At 33.9% G+C, this 17,561-nt stretch carries 21 protein-coding genes and 1 pseudogene; 14 read left to right on the top strand and 8 right to left on the bottom strand.

The features are described 5' to 3' along the window. The 10 genes and pseudogenes from AC4FQ5_RS16660 to AC4FQ5_RS16705 all read left to right on the top strand — a co-directional run. Positions 1-1,933: polymorphic toxin-type HINT domain-containing protein (locus AC4FQ5_RS16660; protein ID WP_491145114.1), on the top strand; the 1,933-nt coding region annotated here is incomplete at its 5' end. A 1-nt stretch (position 1,934) separates the two neighbouring features. Beyond that, on the top strand, positions 1,935-2,417 hold the full coding sequence (locus AC4FQ5_RS16665; RefSeq protein ID WP_491145115.1) for a hypothetical protein: 483 nt from the start codon (positions 1,935-1,937) through the stop codon (positions 2,415-2,417). Positions 2,418-2,552: 135 nt separating this feature from the next. Further along, positions 2,553-2,885: a hypothetical protein gene (locus AC4FQ5_RS16670; RefSeq protein WP_491145116.1), complete on the top strand. Its 333-nt coding sequence runs from the start codon at positions 2,553-2,555 to the stop codon at positions 2,883-2,885. A gap of 4 nt (positions 2,886-2,889) precedes the next feature. After that, a complete protein-coding gene (locus AC4FQ5_RS16675; protein ID WP_491145117.1) occupies positions 2,890-3,309 on the top strand; it encodes a hypothetical protein in 420 nt (139 codons plus the stop codon). Between the two features lie 287 nt (positions 3,310-3,596). After that, positions 3,597-3,752 (top strand): papain fold toxin domain-containing protein, encoded by a 156-nt coding sequence (locus AC4FQ5_RS16680; RefSeq protein WP_491145118.1) that lies wholly within the window; start codon positions 3,597-3,599, stop codon positions 3,750-3,752. A gap of 10 nt (positions 3,753-3,762) precedes the next feature. Next, complete coding sequence (locus AC4FQ5_RS16685) at positions 3,763-4,065, top strand: hypothetical protein (protein WP_491145119.1); 303 nt, start codon at positions 3,763-3,765, stop codon at positions 4,063-4,065. Positions 4,066-4,133: 68 nt separating this feature from the next. After that, positions 4,134-4,262: pseudogene (locus AC4FQ5_RS16690) on the top strand (hypothetical protein); the annotation flags it as partial. Further along, entirely contained in the window at positions 4,263-4,517 is a 255-nt protein-coding gene (locus tag AC4FQ5_RS16695) for a ParB N-terminal domain-containing protein (protein ID WP_491145120.1), read from the top strand. Positions 4,518-4,536: 19 nt separating this feature from the next. After that, on the top strand, positions 4,537-5,013 hold the full coding sequence (locus AC4FQ5_RS16700; RefSeq protein WP_491145121.1) for a DUF6896 domain-containing protein: 477 nt from the start codon (positions 4,537-4,539) through the stop codon (positions 5,011-5,013). Positions 5,014-5,133: 120 nt separating this feature from the next. Beyond that, positions 5,134-5,832 (top strand): IS1 family transposase, encoded by a 699-nt coding sequence (locus AC4FQ5_RS16705; RefSeq protein WP_491145123.1) that lies wholly within the window; start codon positions 5,134-5,136, stop codon positions 5,830-5,832. A gap of 54 nt (positions 5,833-5,886) precedes the next feature. Here AC4FQ5_RS16705 and AC4FQ5_RS16710 read toward each other — a convergent pair whose 3' ends face one another. From AC4FQ5_RS16710 to AC4FQ5_RS16745, 8 genes are all read right to left on the bottom strand, one after another. After that, a complete protein-coding gene (locus tag AC4FQ5_RS16710) occupies positions 5,887-6,651 on the bottom strand; it encodes a sulfite exporter TauE/SafE family protein (protein WP_491145125.1) in 765 nt (254 codons plus the stop codon). Continuing rightward, entirely contained in the window at positions 6,642-7,094 is a 453-nt protein-coding gene (locus AC4FQ5_RS16715) for a FixH family protein (RefSeq protein ID WP_491145127.1), read from the bottom strand. The genes AC4FQ5_RS16710 and AC4FQ5_RS16715 overlap by 10 nt, the downstream gene beginning before the upstream one ends. An 11-nt stretch (positions 7,095-7,105) precedes the next feature. Then, a complete protein-coding gene (ccoG, locus tag AC4FQ5_RS16720) occupies positions 7,106-8,560 on the bottom strand; it encodes a cytochrome c oxidase accessory protein CcoG (RefSeq protein ID WP_491145129.1) in 1,455 nt (484 codons plus the stop codon). A gap of 101 nt (positions 8,561-8,661) precedes the next feature. Continuing rightward, positions 8,662-9,540, bottom strand: coding sequence for a c-type cytochrome (locus tag AC4FQ5_RS16725; RefSeq protein ID WP_491145131.1), 879 nt, complete (start codon positions 9,538-9,540; stop codon positions 8,662-8,664). Between the two features lie 10 nt (positions 9,541-9,550). Next, positions 9,551-9,748 (bottom strand): cbb3-type cytochrome oxidase subunit 3, encoded by a 198-nt coding sequence (locus AC4FQ5_RS16730; protein WP_491145133.1) that lies wholly within the window; start codon positions 9,746-9,748, stop codon positions 9,551-9,553. A 14-nt stretch (positions 9,749-9,762) separates the two neighbouring features. Further along, entirely contained in the window at positions 9,763-12,024 is a 2,262-nt protein-coding gene (ccoN, locus tag AC4FQ5_RS16735) for a cytochrome-c oxidase, cbb3-type subunit I (protein WP_491145135.1), read from the bottom strand. 5 nt (positions 12,025-12,029) lie between these two features. Further along, positions 12,030-12,257, bottom strand: a complete 228-nt coding sequence (gene ccoS, locus AC4FQ5_RS16740; protein ID WP_047443550.1) for a cbb3-type cytochrome oxidase assembly protein CcoS — start codon at positions 12,255-12,257, stop codon at positions 12,030-12,032. A gap of 109 nt (positions 12,258-12,366) precedes the next feature. Beyond that, positions 12,367-14,745 (bottom strand): heavy metal translocating P-type ATPase, encoded by a 2,379-nt coding sequence (locus AC4FQ5_RS16745; RefSeq protein ID WP_491145293.1) that lies wholly within the window; start codon positions 14,743-14,745, stop codon positions 12,367-12,369. 90 nt (positions 14,746-14,835) lie between these two features. Here AC4FQ5_RS16745 and AC4FQ5_RS16750 point away from each other — a divergent pair, with 90 nt between their 5' ends. Genes AC4FQ5_RS16750 through AC4FQ5_RS16765 form a run of 4 tightly spaced genes read left to right on the top strand, consistent with a single transcriptional unit; the run spans position 14,836 to position 17,436 of the window. Next, the gene (locus tag AC4FQ5_RS16750) at positions 14,836-15,549 is read left to right on the top strand and encodes a Crp/Fnr family transcriptional regulator (RefSeq protein WP_491145137.1); all 714 of its coding nucleotides are present in this window, start codon (positions 14,836-14,838) and stop codon (positions 15,547-15,549) included. A 59-nt stretch (positions 15,550-15,608) separates the two neighbouring features. Next, positions 15,609-16,424: a 3-methyl-2-oxobutanoate hydroxymethyltransferase gene (gene panB / locus AC4FQ5_RS16755; protein ID WP_491145138.1), complete on the top strand. Its 816-nt coding sequence runs from the start codon at positions 15,609-15,611 to the stop codon at positions 16,422-16,424. Continuing rightward, a complete protein-coding gene (locus tag AC4FQ5_RS16760; RefSeq protein WP_491145139.1) occupies positions 16,424-16,750 on the top strand; it encodes a hypothetical protein in 327 nt (108 codons plus the stop codon). Before panB ends, AC4FQ5_RS16760 begins: the two co-directional genes overlap by 1 nt. Positions 16,751-16,752: 2 nt before the next feature. Beyond that, positions 16,753-17,436, top strand: coding sequence for an RluA family pseudouridine synthase (locus AC4FQ5_RS16765; protein ID WP_491145141.1), 684 nt, complete (start codon positions 16,753-16,755; stop codon positions 17,434-17,436). Positions 17,437-17,561: the final 125 nt, after the last annotated feature.

Genomic DNA, 17,561 nt, shown 5'->3' on the forward strand with positions numbered 1-17,561 from the left:
AGGAAATACCATTTCTTATGACTTAAACGGGAACATGACCAGTCATCTAGATAAAGGAATTCTTGAAATAAAATATAATCAACTGAATCTGCCATCTTATATAAAATTTAATAATTTCGTACAAAGAGTTGGCGGTGATGTATACCGAAATATGACTTACTCTTACCGTGCAGATGGAGTAAAGATCAAGAAAGTACATCATTATTTTTCAGGTAGAAACAGAGCAGATGCTTTTGCAACTACTGATTATATTGATGGTTTTCAGTACAGTAATGATCAGTCTGGTCTTATTGTACCATCTGTATTAAAGTTTTTTGCTACTTCCGAGGGGTATTTTGATTTCGAAAACAATCGTTATATTTACCATTACAATGATCATTTAGGTAACGTAAGAGTAAGTTTTGCAAGAGAAGGTAACACGGCGATCATTGTAGAGCAAAACGATTATTACGCATTTGGATTAAAGCATAATGGTCCTCTCTATAATCCTACAGGATTGAACTATAAGTATCAATATAATGGTAAGGAAATGCAGGATGAAATTGGGATGTATGATTATGGAGCAAGATTTTATATGCCCGATTTGGGAAGATGGGGAGTTGTAGATCCTTTAGCGGAACTAAACACAAGACACTCTCCTTATCATTATGCCTTAAACAACCCCATGAGATTCATTGATCCGGATGGAAGAAATGCAATGGATACGATGATGCAGCTTGGTGGAACGTGGCAAAATGTCGGGTACGGATATTTCAATGCTGAATTAGGAAAGTATATCGATTACGAAGGTAATGTAATGAATGCTGCTCAGGTTCTGGAATCAAGAGCCTTTATCAATGGCGGTGGTGGAGCTGGAAGTGGTGCTGTAGATGTTGTTCTGCAAGAACTAGTGATGACTGGTAAGGGCAGTAAAAAAACGTTTAATAACTTTGAAAATCTGGACTATAATAGATTTATCCTGTCAAACAGTATATTAGGAGCTTTAGGAAACTGGAATTATGATGTTAACAGTGCCAACATGGGACAATACATCATGAACTCTAAAGCCTCTATGGAGGTGGCAGCGGTTGAAAGATTCTTATTTATTGATATACCTTTGTCTTTTGCCGGTGGAGAACTTGTTGCTGCAGGATGGAGGGCAAGTGGTATTGGTAGATATTTATGTGGTCCTATTGGAAGATTGACCAACGGACTGATAAAAATCTGTTTCACAGAGGGAACTTTAGTAGCTACAGAAAAAGGCAGTAAAAAGATTGAAGACATTAAAGAAGGGGATTTTGTATGGAGCTACAACGAAGAAACGGGCAAAAAAGAACTGAAAAAAGTAGTAGCACTATCCCGCAATACTTCTTCTTCATTAGTAAAAATCTCTGTAAACGGTACAGAAATTACCTGTACACCGGAACACCCATTCTTTGTGAACGGAAACTGGGTAGAAGCCAAAAACCTAACAAAAGGTACACTTCTAACCACTTTAGACGGAACAACTTCTCCTGTAGAATCTATTAAATTCTTGGATGAAAAGGTAAAAGTCTATAACTTTGAGGTTGAAGGTAACCATAATTACTATGTTTCTGAGAAAGGAATTTTGGTGCATAATGATTGTTCTTTAATGACTGAATTTATGGGTCATTTCGGTAAATACGTTTCAAACATCGATGCTAGTATTAATATGGGATGGTTTACAGGAGATGTTATGGAACTGCAGGTTAATGCTATATTACGAAGCTCAAGTGCCCCTAGAAATGGTGTAATGAAAGCATTAACAGAAACGGCTGAAGGTATGGCAAGAAAACATGGAATGAGTGAAGTTCGTATACAGTTCAATATGGTTCATAATTCTTTCCTTAAGCATGGAGGATGGGCAGACGAACTGGGATATTATTTTAGTAGAGAGGGAGATACAGTTTTTTGGGAAAAAGTTTTACATTAGTATGAAAGCAAAAGAATTTAAAAAAGAGGTTTTGGAAATTACTCTTAGAAGTGTTGATAAAAAACCTGAAGATTGGATAACATTTAATGATAAAATGCACACAATTTTATTAGAGGATAATTATGTCCCAACAAAAGCATCTCTATTGTCAAATGAATTACCAATATTAGAGTGTGATTTACATGACTCTTATTTACTTGTAACTTCAGATAGGGTTATTTCCATTATCAATAATAAATATGATGAGATTTATCCAAATGATTTTTATGAACTTTGTAATGATTATGAAAAGTTTAATTATAAAAAAGAAGGTAATTATCCCAAAACTAATTTTATATGTATTCAGAAAATAGATGGATTTAAAGTTCTATTAAAAATAGATTCTAATTATCCTGCTTTTTTTACTAAAATATTAATTTATAATATTATGTTATATAAGAAAGAAGGAAGATGGTTTTTAAATCCAAGGAACAGAATGTATTAGTAAAAATATTTTGATAACTAAATAAACAATGAAAAAGAGATTGATTTTTGATCAATCTCTTTTTATTAGAAAAGTAAAAGTTTATAACTTTGAGGTTGAGGCAACCATAATTATTATGTTTCTGAGAAAGGCATCTTGGTGCATAATAATTGTGAAAGATTTTTAGGTTTAACAGATGACTTGTATGCGGAAGGACAATATTTTATGTATTCAGAAAATTACATTTCCGGAAATACATATACAAAGTCTATTTCATTATTAGCCAAAGCACAAGAATCGACGGATCTCAATTTATTATTAAGAACAATGTTTAATGAAGCAAAAAGTCATGGTGCAACAATGCTTGAATTAAGAGGGACATCTGTAATGAATAGTAAGTTGTTTAATGAAGCTGCTGCTAGGAGATTAGGTTTCACTTTTGAGAAATTAAGTGAATCATCAATAAGACTTACAGCCCCAATTCCTTAATAAAATGAAAATATCAATTTTAGAAGCAAAATTCAGAAGAAGTAAACTCGAACTGAATTATACCGAATTATGGAAAACTTTAAATATTTTTAAGCAAAATATTATTTTGCAAAATATCACTTTATCCATAAATGAAACACCTATTATTACATCTTTTATAAATAATATTGAATGGTGGTTAATAACAGATCAAACAATTTATAATTATAATAATCACTTAGATATCATACTTTTAACTAATATTTCAAAAATTGAAATGTTCAAAGACATTAAAACTCTTAATGAAAGTTATGTAAACATTTACTATAAGGAAAGGATATTATCATTAAAACTTGAGGAAAAATCTTGGATAATAGTAATCGAAATATTAAAACATTTAACGCATTTAAATATTTCTATTGATAAGAATTTTGATCAATATTAAAATGTAAATTATTCCTTCACTTTTTTTGTGAAGGAATTTTATGACATTAACCAAAACTCTATAAATTTGAAGGTAACCATAATTATTATGTTTCTGAGAAGAATATTCTTGTTCATAATGATTGTGGAATCAATGCCATTATTGAATCAATACCTTCTTCTTTAAAACAACTTAATATGTGTAAAAACTTTGCAGCAGAATTAATGGAAAGAATGACAGCACAAGGTATAAAAGGAGAAATGGTTACGCTAAAATCATCAAGAAATATCTGATCTGATGCATTTAATATGAATATTAGCACAAATGGAGACCATGTTGGAGTAAAAGTTGGAAATATGGTTTATGATAATTTATATCCCAAAGGAATTGAATATTCTAAATGGCTTATGGATTTAGAAGTAGGTTCTCCAATTTTAGGCATGCCCAAAGTTACACCTTTCTAAAAATAAATTTATGAAATTTGAAGAATTAATGTCTCATATTGAAAGGAGACCTCAACAATTTATTGGAGAAAAAGATATATTTTTGTTAAATGCTTTTTTAACAGGTTATCTTTGTAATAATGCAATAAGATTAGGCGAAACAGCTAAATATGATTTTAGATCTGATTTTAATGATTGGTTACAAGAAAAATTTAATTATCACAATTCATTTTCATGGTCAAATATCATAAATGAAATAAGCAAAAAAGAAAATTTGAATTCTGTAGATGTATTTTTTAGAGAGTATCATTTATTTCAAAAAGAAAATAAATAATCATAAATATTCCCTTATCATGTTTTAGTAAGGGAATATTTTTGTTTTCAAATAAGTAATCAAAAGTCTATAACTTTGAGGTAGAACGTAACCATAATTATTATGTTTCTGAAAAAGGGATTTTGGTGCATAATAATTGTGAATGGCTAGAAGGATCATTAAGCCAGATTAAAAGATGGATTCCTACTGAACCATGAATGCAGGGTTCAAAAGCAATTGATGACATAGCTGCCAGATTAATGAAAAATGATTCTTATGTTTTCAGAGAACCAATAAAAGTAGTTGAAGCAGAGGGAAGGACGTTTATATTAGATGGTCACCACAGAATTGAAGCTGCTATAAAAGTGGGCTATGAAGGATCAATACCATATCAGAGAATACCTGCCGGACAAATATCTGAACATTCTATTTTCAGGAATATTGGAGAACTTTTAGAAACAGTTGGACATTAAAATTATTAAAAAATAAGGAATGAACTACCACAACTTATATGATAAAATAAGAGAATATGCTTTAAAATGTTTGTTTTACAATGAAAATTTGATTACAAACTATAAATTACAAACTATTCCAGAATTAAGTGATTATAATCATTTTATATTACCAATGGCTGCTGTAAAAAAAAAGGTTATAATTTATAAAGACTTTTTTGTAATTGATCAAACTAAACTTGAATACCATGTTCATGGTACAGGTATAACTTTTACTTTTGATGAAATAAGATATTCTTTTCAATATTTTCCTCAAATAGAAAATAAAAATATTCCAATTTTTTCTATTTCTTCAATTTATGATTATATAAAAGTTATACATGGATATATTGAACAAGATAAATTTACAGAAATAATGAATAAAATTGTAAATGAGAAATTAATAACTAAAATTGATGAACATGGTTTCTCATTTTATATTCCAGAATTAGAATTATCGGTAATGTTCCAGAGTTAGTGATGAGCATTTTTTGAAAGATTAACTCACTGAATTTCAGAACTTATTTAAAATTAAATAACCAAAACAAGAGTAGGCATTTCCTACTCTTGTTTATTTTTTTCAAAAAAACATATTTAAATGACTGAAGATCATTCCTCGTGTATCAGAGTTAGTGATACAGCGATTTGCAAAAATTGTTACTCACAAAATATCATCAAAAACGGAACTACAAAAACTAAAAAACAGCAATATTTCTGTAAGAACTGTAATAAAAGGTTTTTAGAATTTTATAGTTACAAAGCTTATAAAAAGAATATCAACCCGCAAATAATTCAACTGACAAAAGAAGGTTTAGGAATCAGAAGTACAGCCAGAGTTTTAAACATTTCTACAACAACTTTACTTAGAAGAATTATTAAAATTGCGGCGGATATTACTCAACCTAAAATCTGCTATTATCAATCTTACGAACTTGATGAAATGAGGCTTTTCATCAGAAAGAAATCAAATCAACAATGGTTGGTTTATGCTATAAATAAAGTAACTAAAACAGTCGCAAATTTCTACATTGGCAAACGAACAAACAAAACCTTAAACACTGTAATAAAAACTCTTCTCAATTCAAATCCGGAAAAGATTTATACCGATAATCTTAGAAATTATAAGTATTTAATTCCAAAAGGAATTCATGAAAGCAAAAGATTTGGGACAAATTCTATTGAAAGGAAAAATCTGAGTATAAGAACTCATCTGAAAAGACTAAACAGAAGAACAATCTGTTTTAGTAGAAGTGTTCGCATATTAACTTCTATTCTGAAACTCTATTTTTGGTCATAATTTAAGTTTCCACAATCACATATATTCAAACCTAAAAATGATCATTATTATTAATCAATGACAATTCGCCTTATGCGGATGTGTGTTGTGATCTCCCGGCAAATGACATTCACCATTGTTATCTTTAGAAATCGTCATTGCTTCAGCTCTCGGAGAAATATAAGGAATACCCAATTCTAAACCTCTCACGATAAACAGACCTCCCAAAATAATCATAATGACCGGAACTGCTTTTAAAATCTTAAGTCTGAACGCCTGATTCATCAGGTTTCCGACCAAAACTACGGTAAACATGAATGGAAGTGTTCCCAAACCGAATAAAGCCATATATGAAGCTCCCTGCCAAATTCCGCCGGCTGCTAAACTTGCCGTTAAAGCCATGTAAACCATTCCGCAGGGAAGAAATCCGTTGAGAATTCCTGTCGTGAATCTTGAGCGGTAATCTGCCTTCTGTAAAAGTTTTCCTAAGTTAGATTTTACTTTAAACAAAAATTTAGAAAAAAAAGGAATTTTTGAAGCAAAATCTTTCCCTCCAAATGAAAATAAAGCCATTACAATCAAGAGAATTCCCACAGCAATTGTCAAATACTGTTGAAAACCTGCCATTTCAAAACCTTCGCCGATAATTCCTAAAATTCCGCCTAATAAAGCATAAGTGAAAATTCTACCGAACTGATAGGTTAAATTCTGAAGGTAGAAGTTGGTAGCCTGTTTTTTCGTTAATCCCATCGATAATGCAATAGGACCACACATTCCGATACAGTGAAAACCGGAAGCAAAACCTAAAGCGATTGCCGATAATACAAGTGCTATTTCCATATCACGTCATAATCGAGTCGGTAGTCTGTTTTGTTGGTATTCCACATCAATCGTAACGTGTAATTTCCTTTTGTCAAAACTTTTGCAGGAATGGTAAATGACTGATTGGTATCGAGTTGCTCAGATCTTTTGATGTCTAAATTCTGATCATCAGATCTGTTAAGCACAAATTTAATCTTAGAATTTGCGTTGTTGATATTTTTTGGAAAAGTCAGGGTAATTCCTGATGCATTCTGAGAATATGCAGGTTTTTCTTTCAAAGTATCTGCTCTTCTTTTTGCATCGATGACGGTTTGATATTCCAATTCTTCTTCGTAATACTTATCGGTTACCATTTCCGAGTTTTTCTGTCCGTTCGGAAATAAGAAAAGCATTGATAAAATAAATATAATAAATGAACCTAATGCTATCAATACACCGTGGCCCCAAGTGAAATTTTTCATCTTTAAAAAAATTAAAATTGTAATTTAAATGGTCCTTCGAAATAAGTTTCATAAGAATCTATAAGCTCACCTTTCATGTCGTAAACACCAATTTTGATGTTTTGTTTAGATAATTTCATGGCATCTTCAGGAAAGCTGATATTCACAGTACCTTTTGTGATCTTATCTCTTTCTACTGTAATTTTGCTTGATGCACTGTAGCTGATTTCACCTTTTGCAGGCTCTATCACTTTGATGGTAACTATTTTTTTATCATTGGTTTTATTCAGAAAAGTATAGTTGTAGGTATTGGTGATTTTTCCTTCTCTTACAAAGAATGTACTTCCTGCCGGTTTGATGAATTTAGCTTCCATCTCGCCACGGCTTGAAAGAAGATAGGCTAAAAACCCAACCAATAAAACCAGAACAACGGCAAAGCCTTTCATTCTTCCGGTGAATTTATATGGAGCTCCGGTTTCTATTTCTTTTTCAGATGCATAGCGAACCAAGCCTTTCGGTAAGCCTACTTTTTCCATGACTTCATCACAGGCATCGATACATGCGGTACAGTTGATGCATTCCAACTGCTGTCCGTCTCTGATGTCGATTCCTGTCGGACAAACGACCACACATTGATAGCAATCTATACAGTCGCCTTTTCCGGCAGCTTTCCGGTCTTCACCTTTTCTCCATTTTGATCGGTTTTCACCTCTGTTGAAATCGTAAAAAACATTGATGGTTTCCTTATCAATTAAAACTCCCTGTAATCTTCCGTAAGGGCAGACCAGTGTACAAACCTGCTCTCTGAACCATGCAAACACAAAATAAAATGCTGCAGTAAAAAGAATCATTACAATAAAATTGGTAAGATGGGCAAAAGGACCGTCAGAAACAATATCAAGTACCTGCTCATAACCCACAATATACATAAACATGAAGTGCGTAATAATCAATGAAATGACAACATAGATCGACCATTTCAGACTTCTCTTCCAGATTTTTTCGCTATCCCATTCCTGTCTGTCAAGCTTCATCTGCTTATTTCGGTCTCCTTCAATCAGATATTCTATTTTACGAAAAATAGATTCCATAAAAATTGTCTGAGGACATATCCACCCGCAGAAAATTCTTCCGAATGCAATCGTAAAAATGATGATAAATAGGAGAGAGGCAATAGCGCCCAAAGTAAGGATGAAAAAGTCCTGAGGATAAAAAGGTTGCCCGACAATGAAAAACTCTCTGTCGATAACATTAAATAAAAAGAAAGGATTACCATTGATTTTTATAAATGGTACAATAAAATATACAGCCAGTAAGATATAACTGACGATGTTCCGGTAATTGGTGTATTTACCTTTTGGTTTCTTAGGAAAAACCCATTTTCTTTTTCCGGATTGTTCCATTGTTCCTATAGAATCTCTATAAGTTTCAGGATCTAAAACCTGCCCCTGTCCGCCGCGTAGAATTTCTACTTCTTTATCTGACATTTTTAGTATGGTTTTATTAATAAAAAAGAAAAAACATAATTCGTTACTATTTTTTAATTTAATAACAAATTATGTTTAATCATATATTTTTAAGTTTTAATTTACTGTTTCTCCCACTTTGCTTCATCACCGTAAGCAGGTGCACCGCCTTGAGCTGGAGTAATTGGTGGCTGTTCCTGGTTGATGTGATATACATAAGCTGCAACATTCTGAATGTCTCTTCCTGTAAGTACACCATTTTTACCCCAAGCCTGCATTGCAGTTCCTGTAACACCATTTTCGACAACGTGGAAAACGTTTTTGAATAATGTTTTTTCAGGCTGGTTGTGCCAGAAGTTATCTGTAAGGTTAGGACCGATGCCTCCTTTACCACCATCCGAGTGACAAGATACACAGTTGGTCTTGAAAACTTCCTCACCTGCTGCGATGTTGTCTTCAGAAAATACTGCAGTTTCTATGGTTATCTGAGGCTGATCTTTTTCGTAAGCTGCAATACTTGCAATCTGTTCTTTGTATTCTACCTCATACTCAGTCAGCGGATGTGCAAAATCAGTAAATGAATATGCACATATGTACACTGCACAAAATGCTGTCCCAAACCAGAATAAACCTACCCACCATTTTGGCAATTGATTATCCAACTCCATGATCCCGTCAAAACCGTGATCGATAAGGATATCTTTTTCTTCGGTTTCAGACTGCTTCTTGAAAGCTGCATCATACTGTCTTTTTAAGAAAGGAATTTTCTTTTCGTTAAGGTACGCTGCTTTTTCTTCTGCAGATAGTTTTTTAAATTTATTGTTTTCAATCAAATCTCCGATTGCACTGTGAATGTATGCCAAAATTGCACTGATCACTACAGTTCCCCAGAAATATGGCGAAGCTAAAAACGAATAGCTTTGTACAAATAAATAATAAAATACGATCAGAAGTCCTATTATTATCAAGATGTTTACAAAAACCGGTGTTCTTTGTTTCATAATAAATAGTTTAATTTTTTAAATTAAAATCATCGTCATCATCCTCAAGAGGCGCATGCTCTTCTTCTTTGTAATATTTTTTAGGTCTGCTAAAAACATAGATTACTAAAGCAATGAAGAACAGCATAAAGAAAATCAGAGCCAAAGTTTGATACAAACCTGCATTTTCTGTGTTGGATAATATATCTTTAAAGTTCTGAGGAATCATGTAAGCTTTTAATTTTAGTTATTACTAGCTGTTTTTATTTCTGTAGTTTTAATATCTGTACCCAATCTTTGCAGGTAAGAGATCAATGCTACGATTTCTTTTTTCTCAAGTTTTACATCCGGTCTTTTTGCGTACTCATTCTTCAAATCGGCTGCTTCAGAGAAGATATCTTTTACAATTTTTGCTGCCTGATTGTCTGCCCATTTATCTGCTGAATCAATCTGAGCCTTTGTGTAAGGTACATCAAAAGATTTTTTCATCAGCGTCATTTTGTCGATCATCTTTGATCTGTCTAAGTTGGTTGCAATCAACCAAGGATAACGAGGCATGATAGAACCTGCAGATGTAGATCTTGGGTTATACATATGCTTGTAATGCCAAGAACTCGGGTTTTTACCACCTTCTCTATGCAAATCTGGTCCTGTTCTTTTTGAGCCCCAAAGGAATGGTCTATCATAAATGAATTCTCCTGCCTTTGAATACTGTCCGTTTTTACCGTTAAATCTTACGATCTCGTCTCTGAAAGGTCTGATCATCTGAGAGTGACAGGCATTACAGCCTTCACGGATGTAAATATCTCTACCTTCCAATTCTAACGGAGAGTAAGGTTTTACCGCAGAAATTGTAGGTACACTCTTATCCAGTGAAAGCGTAGGAACAATTTCTATCAAACTACCGATGGATATTGTGATGAAAGATAAAATACCTAATAAAACCGGCATTCTTTCTAACCAAAGGTGAGTACCTTCTCCTTCTTTTCTTTTCTTGCTGATAATTGCTAAAGCCGGAGCTTCTGCAGGAACTTCTTTTTGGAATGATCCTTTTCTCACTGTAGCAAAAACGTTGACTACCATCAAAAGACCTCCTGAAAGATATAAGAAACCTCCTACAAATCTTAATTTATAATAAGGAATAATTGCAGTTACTGTATCGAGCCAGTTTTTCCACAATAATGTTCCGTCCGGGTTGAATTGTTTCCACATTAAGCCTTGAGTGAATCCTGCAATATACATGGGTACTGCGTAGAAAATGATTCCTAAAGTACCTAACCAGAAATGCCAGTTAGCTAATTTTACAGACCATATTTTTGTTCTCCACATAATCGGTACCAAGTAATAGATCACACCGAATGCCATGAAGCCATTCCATCCTAATGCACCTAAATGTACGTGACCGATAACCCAGTCGGTAAAGTGACCGATTTTGTTGATGTTTTTTGTTGCTAAAAGCGGTCCTTCAAAAGTTGCCATACCATAACAGGTCACTGCAACTACGAAGAATTTAAGGATCGGATTTTCTCTTACTTTATCCCAAGCTCCTCTCAAAGTAAGAAGACCATTCAGCATACCTCCCCAAGATGGAGCAATAAGCATAATAGAGAAACCTGTAGATACCGCCTGTACCCAAGCCGGAAGAGCCGTGTACTGAAGGTGGTGAGGTCCTGCCCAGATATAAACGAAAATTAACGACCAGAAGTGAATAATTGATAACTTGTAAGAAAATACAGGTCTGTCGGCTGCTTTTGGTAAGAAGTAATACATCAAACCTAAAACCGGTGTAGTCAATACGAATGCTACTGCATTGTGACCGTACCACCACTGAACGATAGCATCTTTTACTCCTGCATAAACAGAATATGATTTGAATCCTGTGAATGATAATGGAACCTCAAGGTTATTGAAAATGTGCAGCATTGCCACTGCGATCCAAGTACCAATATAAAACCAGATTGCTACATACAGGTGTCTTACTCTTCTTTTTGCGATTGTAAGGAACATATTTGCTCCGAATATAATCCATGAGAATGCAATTAATATGTCGATTGGCCACTCATGCTCAGCATATTCTTTTGAGGTATTGATCCCCATAAAGAATGTGATGAACGTAGCCACAATCATTAACTGCCAAGTCCAGAAATGTAACCAAGACAATGTATCGCTGTACATTCTTGATTTTAATAATCTTTGTAATGAGTAATAAATACCGGTATAAACGATATTACATACAAATGCCCAAATAACAGTGTTGGTGTGCAACATTCTTATTCTTCCGAAACCAAACGCACCATGAGTGTTGATCAAACCTTGAATATCACCTGATGACAGACTTTTTATCGTCGTATCATCGGTCCCGAATAAAAATTCAGGCAGTTCAGGGTAGAAAAGCATTAATGCTGCCGTAAGCCCGAACACGAATCCTATAATTCCAAAAACTATGGTCGCGTATAGGAATGCCCGAACAATACTGTTGTCATAACTAAACTTTTGTGTCTCCATACTAACTATTCACTTTTTTCTTCAATTTTATTATTTTCTCCTATTTCCTCTTTATCGTTTTTGTTGCCAGAATCTACCTTTTTATCTTCTTTTACTTCATCTTCAAAAAGTATGCGAACAGCAGGAGATTCATCATCTTCAAACTGTCCTTTTCTCGCATTTACTATAAAAACGATCAGGAAAACTGCAGCCAAAGAAGCACTGCATAAGATCATTAAATATAGAATATCCATCAGACAACAAAATTAACCTATTTTCGGGGTTCAAAATTAGTGAAAAATAATGACATTAATCACGAAATAGCGCTTCTCGCTAATTTAAAATCAGTCTAAATAAGGCTGTCTAGGCGGTTTTTTTGAAATATTTCCGACCTAAAATCCACGTCGAAAGTGTAGTAAAAGAAATCACTGTAATCGAACTTAATGGCATTAAGATGGCAGCAAATAATGGCGACATATGTCCGGTTACTGCAAAACTCAACCCTACAATATTGTAAAGAAAACTGATTACGAATGTCAATTTAACAATTGTGATCGATCCTTTGCAAACGTTCAGATAGTTGTCTAGCTGTGATACTTTTTCACCGTTCATAATAACGTCTGAAGATGGTGTAAAGCTGTTGGTGTCGTCTGAGATAGCAATTCCTACGTTGCTCTGTTTTAATGCTCCTGCATCATTCAGTCCGTCTCCGAGCATGGCTACTTTCATTCCTCCGTTTTGTAAGTCTTGAATGTAATTTAGCTTGTCTTCCGGGCTTTGGTTAAATGCCATTGAACTGACATTTGGAATGATTGCTTTAAGCTGACTCTCCTCCGAAGAATTGTCTCCGCTTAAGATAAAAATCTTATAAAGATTAAGTTTGGTGAAAAGGCTTTTCAAGTTTTCACGATATTCATTCTTGAAAATAAATTTACCTAAAAACTCATTATTTTTACTGATGTAAACTGCGGTTTCAAGATTTTTAGACTCCTGATCGTTGTATTTTGCAGAGCCTATTTTATATAAATTTCCACGAATGTTGGCTTGGTAGCCCTTTCCTGAAATTTCCACGAAGTTTTCCACAGGGAAATATTCATCATTGATTTCTATAAATTCGTAAAGAGATTTTGAAAGCGGATGATTGGAGTTTTTCAGTAAAGTTTTGATATTCAGTAAATCAAATTCAGAAATTTCAGAACCTTCAAATTTGATATTGGTTTTTTTCCTTTCAGTAATCGTCCCGGTCTTGTCGAAAACGATGGCGTTGATTTTCGAAATTTTTTCGATCGTCAGAGTGTCTTTTACATAGAATTTATTTCGTCCTAAAATCCGCATAATATGTCCGAAGGTGAACGGAGAAGAAAGCGCCAATGCACACGGACAAGCGATAATCAGAATTGCAGAAATTACCTGAAACATTTTTTCTAAATCGATAAATGACCAGTAAATTCCCGAGATCAAAGCAATGCCTAAAATAATGAATGTGAAATACTTACTGATGTTATTAATTAATGTATCCAGTCCTGTTTCATGTTTTTTAAAAGCTTCTTTGTTCCAAAGCTGCGTAAGATAACTTTGGTCCACGTTTTTGATCACTTCAAGCTCAAGTGATGAGCCAATCTGTTTTCCGCCGGCAAAAATTTTGTCTCCGGGCTGCTTGCTGATGCTTTCGCTTTCTCCTGTAATAAAACTGTTGTCGATGTTTCCTTCACCATTAATTAAAATAGCATCTACAGGAATAATTTCCTGATTCCGAACCAAAATTCTGTCTCCGATTTTAATTTCAGAAAGCAAAATATTTTCCTGTTTTCCGCCAAAATCAACTTTGGTAACGGCGATGGGGTAGAATGATTTGTAATCTCTGTCGTAAGAAAGCGAGCTGTACGTTCTTTTTTGAAACATTTTTCCCAGAAGCATGAAGAATAGAAGTCCGCATAAAGTATCGAAATATCCAGGTCCGTAATCGGTTACCACTTCATAAACACTTCGTCCGAACAAAACAAATATTCCCAAAACAATAGGAACATCAATATTGACGATTTTATTTTTCAAACCGTACCAAGCTGATTTGTAATAATCTGAAGCAGAATAAAGTACCACCGGAATTGACAGTAAAAACATCAGAAATCTGAATAAGCCCTTATAATGTTCCATCCAGACATCTTCACCGCCAATGTATTCCGGAAATGCGAGAAACATTCCGTTTCCAAAAGCAAATCCGGCAATTGCAAGTTTCACCAAAAGGGATTTGTCTAAATGATCTTCGTTTTTTTCGGCAGTTTCTAAACTGATTGCGGGTTTGTATCCCAGATTCGTTAAAAATTTAGCTAGCTCGCTTAATTTTAAATCGTTATGATTGAATGAGATCTGTAAGGTCTTTCTTGTGAAGTTGACCTGAGAATATTTAATATCTTTATGTAAAGTGTGAAGACTTTCTAAAAGCCAGATACAGGATGAGCAGTGAATGACCGGAATTTTAAAAGTAACAAGACTTGTATTTCCTTCGGAGAAATCTGTGATTTTTTCAAAAATTTCAGGAGTATCGAGATAATCAAACTGAGAAAAATTTTCGTCGCTTGGTCGTATTCCTGCCCTTTTATTTAGTTCGTAAAAATTACTTAAATTATTGATGTTCAGGATTTCGTAGACAGATTTGCAGCCGTTGCAACAGAAAATTTTTTCGTCAAAAGAAATTCTTTCTTTTTCTATGTCTTGTCCGCAATGAAAACAGTTATCGCTCACCTTCATAAATTATTGACTGACAAAATTATAACAATTTTTTTTGTTTATCGAGTTAAAATGTTCTATTTTTGTGATAAATGTCATATTAAAATGTCGCAGGAAAAACAGATTGCTATTGAAGAAAGATTTGCCAGGGTTTTTAACGATAAATCCTTCAAAGACAGGCTTTCCAATACTGATTTTGAAAGATACTTAGGTGCAAAGAAAAAGCTTAGTTTTCAGAAACATGACATCATCTTTGATGATGGTGAAATTCCGAAAGGAGTGTATGTTTTAGAAAAAGGAGCCGCAAAATTGTCTAAATCCGGGTCTTTTGGGAAAGATCAGATTTTAAGATTTATAAAAGAGGGCGATATTATCGGTTATCGTGCATTGCTCTGTGGTGAAAATTTTCAGGCAAAAGCAGAGGCAATGACAGATATAGAATGTACTTTTTTACCTGCAGATATTTTTATGGATCTTCTTGAGGTAGATCCCCAGCTTTCATTTATTATGCTTCAGAAGATTGCATATGAACTGGGAGAATCTTCGAATACCATTACCTTCCTTGCACAGAAAACGGTAAGAGAACGTCTTGCTGAAATTTTAATTCTTCTGGAACAGAAATTAGGTACAGATCCTGAAGGTTTTATTAAAATTTCTTTAACCAGAGAAGAAATAGCAAATATTATTGGTACTGCCACAGAAAGTGCCATCAGATTGATCTCTGAATTTAAAGGAGATAGTCTCATTGAAGTTGACGGGAGAAACATAAAAATCCTGAATCACGATAAACTCATGAAACTCGGTCACGTAGTTTTATAATCATACACAATACAAGTCGGCGAAAGCCGACTTTTTAACTTTTAAACAATACATATCTTATGTCTGTTCATTCTGAAATTAAAAGAGTTACTACTGAAACCTTACGAAAAATGAAATTCGATAAGGAAAAAATAACAATGCTTACTGCGTATGATTTTACTACTGCAAAAATGGTAGATGCAGGGGGAATTGATGCCGTTCTGATAGGAGACTCTGCAGCCAATGTGATGGCGGGTTTTGAAACTACATTGCCCATTACTTTAGATCAAATGATTTATCATACCCAAAGTGTAGTGCGTGGAATTGACAGAGCTTTAATTGTTGCTGATTTACCTTTCGGAACTTATCAGAGTAATCCTGATAAGGCATTAGAATCATCTGTAAGAATGATGAAAGAGGGTGGTGCTCATGCTATAAAAATTGAGGGCGGAAAAGAAATTTCAAAATCGATCAAAAAAATAATCAACGCCGGAATTCCTGTGATGGGACATTTGGGATTGACACCGCAGTCTATTTATCAATTCGGAACTTATAAAGTAAGAGCTAAAGACGAAGAAGAGGCAGACAAACTGATCAGTGATGCAAAGCTTTTAGAAGAATTGGGTTGTTTTTCTATCGTTTTAGAAAAAATTCCTGCAGATTTGGCTAAAAAAGTTTCAGAAAGCATCAGTATTCCGACTATTGGAATCGGCGCTGGTCCTGATTGTGACGGGCAGGTTTTGGTCTATCATGATATGGTAGGAATGAACAAAGGTTTTTCTCCAAAATTTTTAAGAAGATATCTTGATTTGTATACTGAAATCACAGGAGCTGTGGCGCAGTATGTGAAAGATGTGAAAAGTGCTGATTTTCCTAACCAAAATGAAAGTTACTAATGAGAAATAATCTGCAAATGGCTCAGGGAGTGATTTCTATTTTAGCCATATTATGTTTAGTTGTTGGTTGGTTTCAGTTGTTTTCACCTGAAATTAATGATATTCTTTCAAGAAAGCTATTTTATCTTTTAATAGGCCTGAGTTTTATTTTACAGGCTCCGTTGCTTGCCAATGAAAAATTTAAATATCCGATGTATGGAGCGGCGGCTTTGTGTATTATCGGAGCATTTTTGCCTATAGATTCAAGTTTGTCATTTATCAAAACGATTGGTTTGCTGGGCGGAGTCATTATTTCGTTTACAAACAGATCTGCGACTCGTCAGTAACTATGGAAGAACAGATCCTCTATGAAGATAATCATCTTTTGGTTATCAATAAAAAAGTCGGGCAATTGGTGCAGGGAGACAAAACTGGTGATGAGCCACTCTTAGAATCCATTAAAAATTTTATAAAAAAAAGAGATGATAAACCCGGAAATGTTTTTCTCGGTTTGGTACATCGCATTGACCGCCCAACTTCCGGTTTGGTGATTTATGCTAAAACTTCCAAAGCACTTTCTCGTTTGACGCAAATGGTGAAAAACAGGGAAATCAAAAAAACATATTGGGCGGTTGTTGCCAAAGAAATGATTCCCCAAAGTCAACGGCTGGTTCATTATTTAAAAAAGAACGAAAAAAATAATAAAGCAATTGTTTTTACTAAACAAACTGAGGGAGCAAAAGAATCTATTCTTACCTATCAGATTATTAAAACTTTAGACAATTATCTTCTTCTTGAGATTGATCTTGAAACGGGGAGACATCATCAGATTCGTGCTCAATTGTCAAAAATAGGAGTTCCGATTAAAGGAGATTTAAAATACGGTTCGCCGCGATCAAATCCTGATGGCGGAATAAATCTTCATGCCAGAAAATTGGAATTTGTACACCCTGTTACAAAAGAAAATATACAAATTGTTGCTCCCGTTCCGCAGAATGATGTGGTGTGGAAAGCGTGTGAAGATTTGATATAGCTAAAATTTATTTTTATGATTATACTCTTAATATTTGTGAAATATATAGCAATTTGATATTTTTTATTTGTTTATTTTAAAATATAACTGCTATTATGTAAAAAATAGTATATTTGTTTGAATCT

The sequence above is a fragment of the Chryseobacterium sp. DT-167 genome (assembly GCF_058310155.1).

Excerpts from the sequence above, each read along its gene's own strand:
- panB (WP_491145138.1), top strand. The coding sequence starts at position 15,609 with ATGTCTGTTCATTCTGAAATTAAAAGAGTTACTACTGAAACCTTACGA.
- AC4FQ5_RS16695 (WP_491145120.1), top strand. The coding sequence starts at position 4,263 with ATGCAGGGTTCAAAAGCAATTGATGACATAGCTGCCAGATTAATGAAA.
- ccoG (WP_491145129.1), bottom strand. The coding sequence starts at position 8,560 with ATGTCAGATAAAGAAGTAGAAATTCTACGCGGCGGACAGGGGCAGGTT.
- AC4FQ5_RS16765 (WP_491145141.1), top strand. The coding sequence starts at position 16,753 with ATGGAAGAACAGATCCTCTATGAAGATAATCATCTTTTGGTTATCAAT.
- AC4FQ5_RS16760 (WP_491145139.1), top strand. The coding sequence starts at position 16,424 with ATGAGAAATAATCTGCAAATGGCTCAGGGAGTGATTTCTATTTTAGCC.
- AC4FQ5_RS16675 (WP_491145117.1), top strand. The coding sequence starts at position 2,890 with ATGAAAATATCAATTTTAGAAGCAAAATTCAGAAGAAGTAAACTCGAA.
- AC4FQ5_RS16750 (WP_491145137.1), top strand. The coding sequence starts at position 14,836 with ATGTCGCAGGAAAAACAGATTGCTATTGAAGAAAGATTTGCCAGGGTT.
- AC4FQ5_RS16665 (WP_491145115.1), top strand. The coding sequence starts at position 1,935 with ATGAAAGCAAAAGAATTTAAAAAAGAGGTTTTGGAAATTACTCTTAGA.
- ccoN (WP_491145135.1), bottom strand. The coding sequence starts at position 12,024 with ATGGAGACACAAAAGTTTAGTTATGACAACAGTATTGTTCGGGCATTC.
- AC4FQ5_RS16730 (WP_491145133.1), bottom strand. The coding sequence starts at position 9,748 with ATGATTCCTCAGAACTTTAAAGATATATTATCCAACACAGAAAATGCA.
- AC4FQ5_RS16705 (WP_491145123.1), top strand. The coding sequence starts at position 5,134 with ATGACTGAAGATCATTCCTCGTGTATCAGAGTTAGTGATACAGCGATT.
- AC4FQ5_RS16700 (WP_491145121.1), top strand. The coding sequence starts at position 4,537 with ATGAACTACCACAACTTATATGATAAAATAAGAGAATATGCTTTAAAA.
- AC4FQ5_RS16725 (WP_491145131.1), bottom strand. The coding sequence starts at position 9,540 with ATGAAACAAAGAACACCGGTTTTTGTAAACATCTTGATAATAATAGGA.
- AC4FQ5_RS16715 (WP_491145127.1), bottom strand. The coding sequence starts at position 7,094 with ATGAAAAATTTCACTTGGGGCCACGGTGTATTGATAGCATTAGGTTCA.
- AC4FQ5_RS16680 (WP_491145118.1), top strand. The coding sequence starts at position 3,597 with ATGAATATTAGCACAAATGGAGACCATGTTGGAGTAAAAGTTGGAAAT.
- ccoS (WP_047443550.1), bottom strand. The coding sequence starts at position 12,257 with ATGGATATTCTATATTTAATGATCTTATGCAGTGCTTCTTTGGCTGCA.
- AC4FQ5_RS16710 (WP_491145125.1), bottom strand. The coding sequence starts at position 6,651 with ATGGAAATAGCACTTGTATTATCGGCAATCGCTTTAGGTTTTGCTTCC.
- AC4FQ5_RS16685 (WP_491145119.1), top strand. The coding sequence starts at position 3,763 with ATGAAATTTGAAGAATTAATGTCTCATATTGAAAGGAGACCTCAACAA.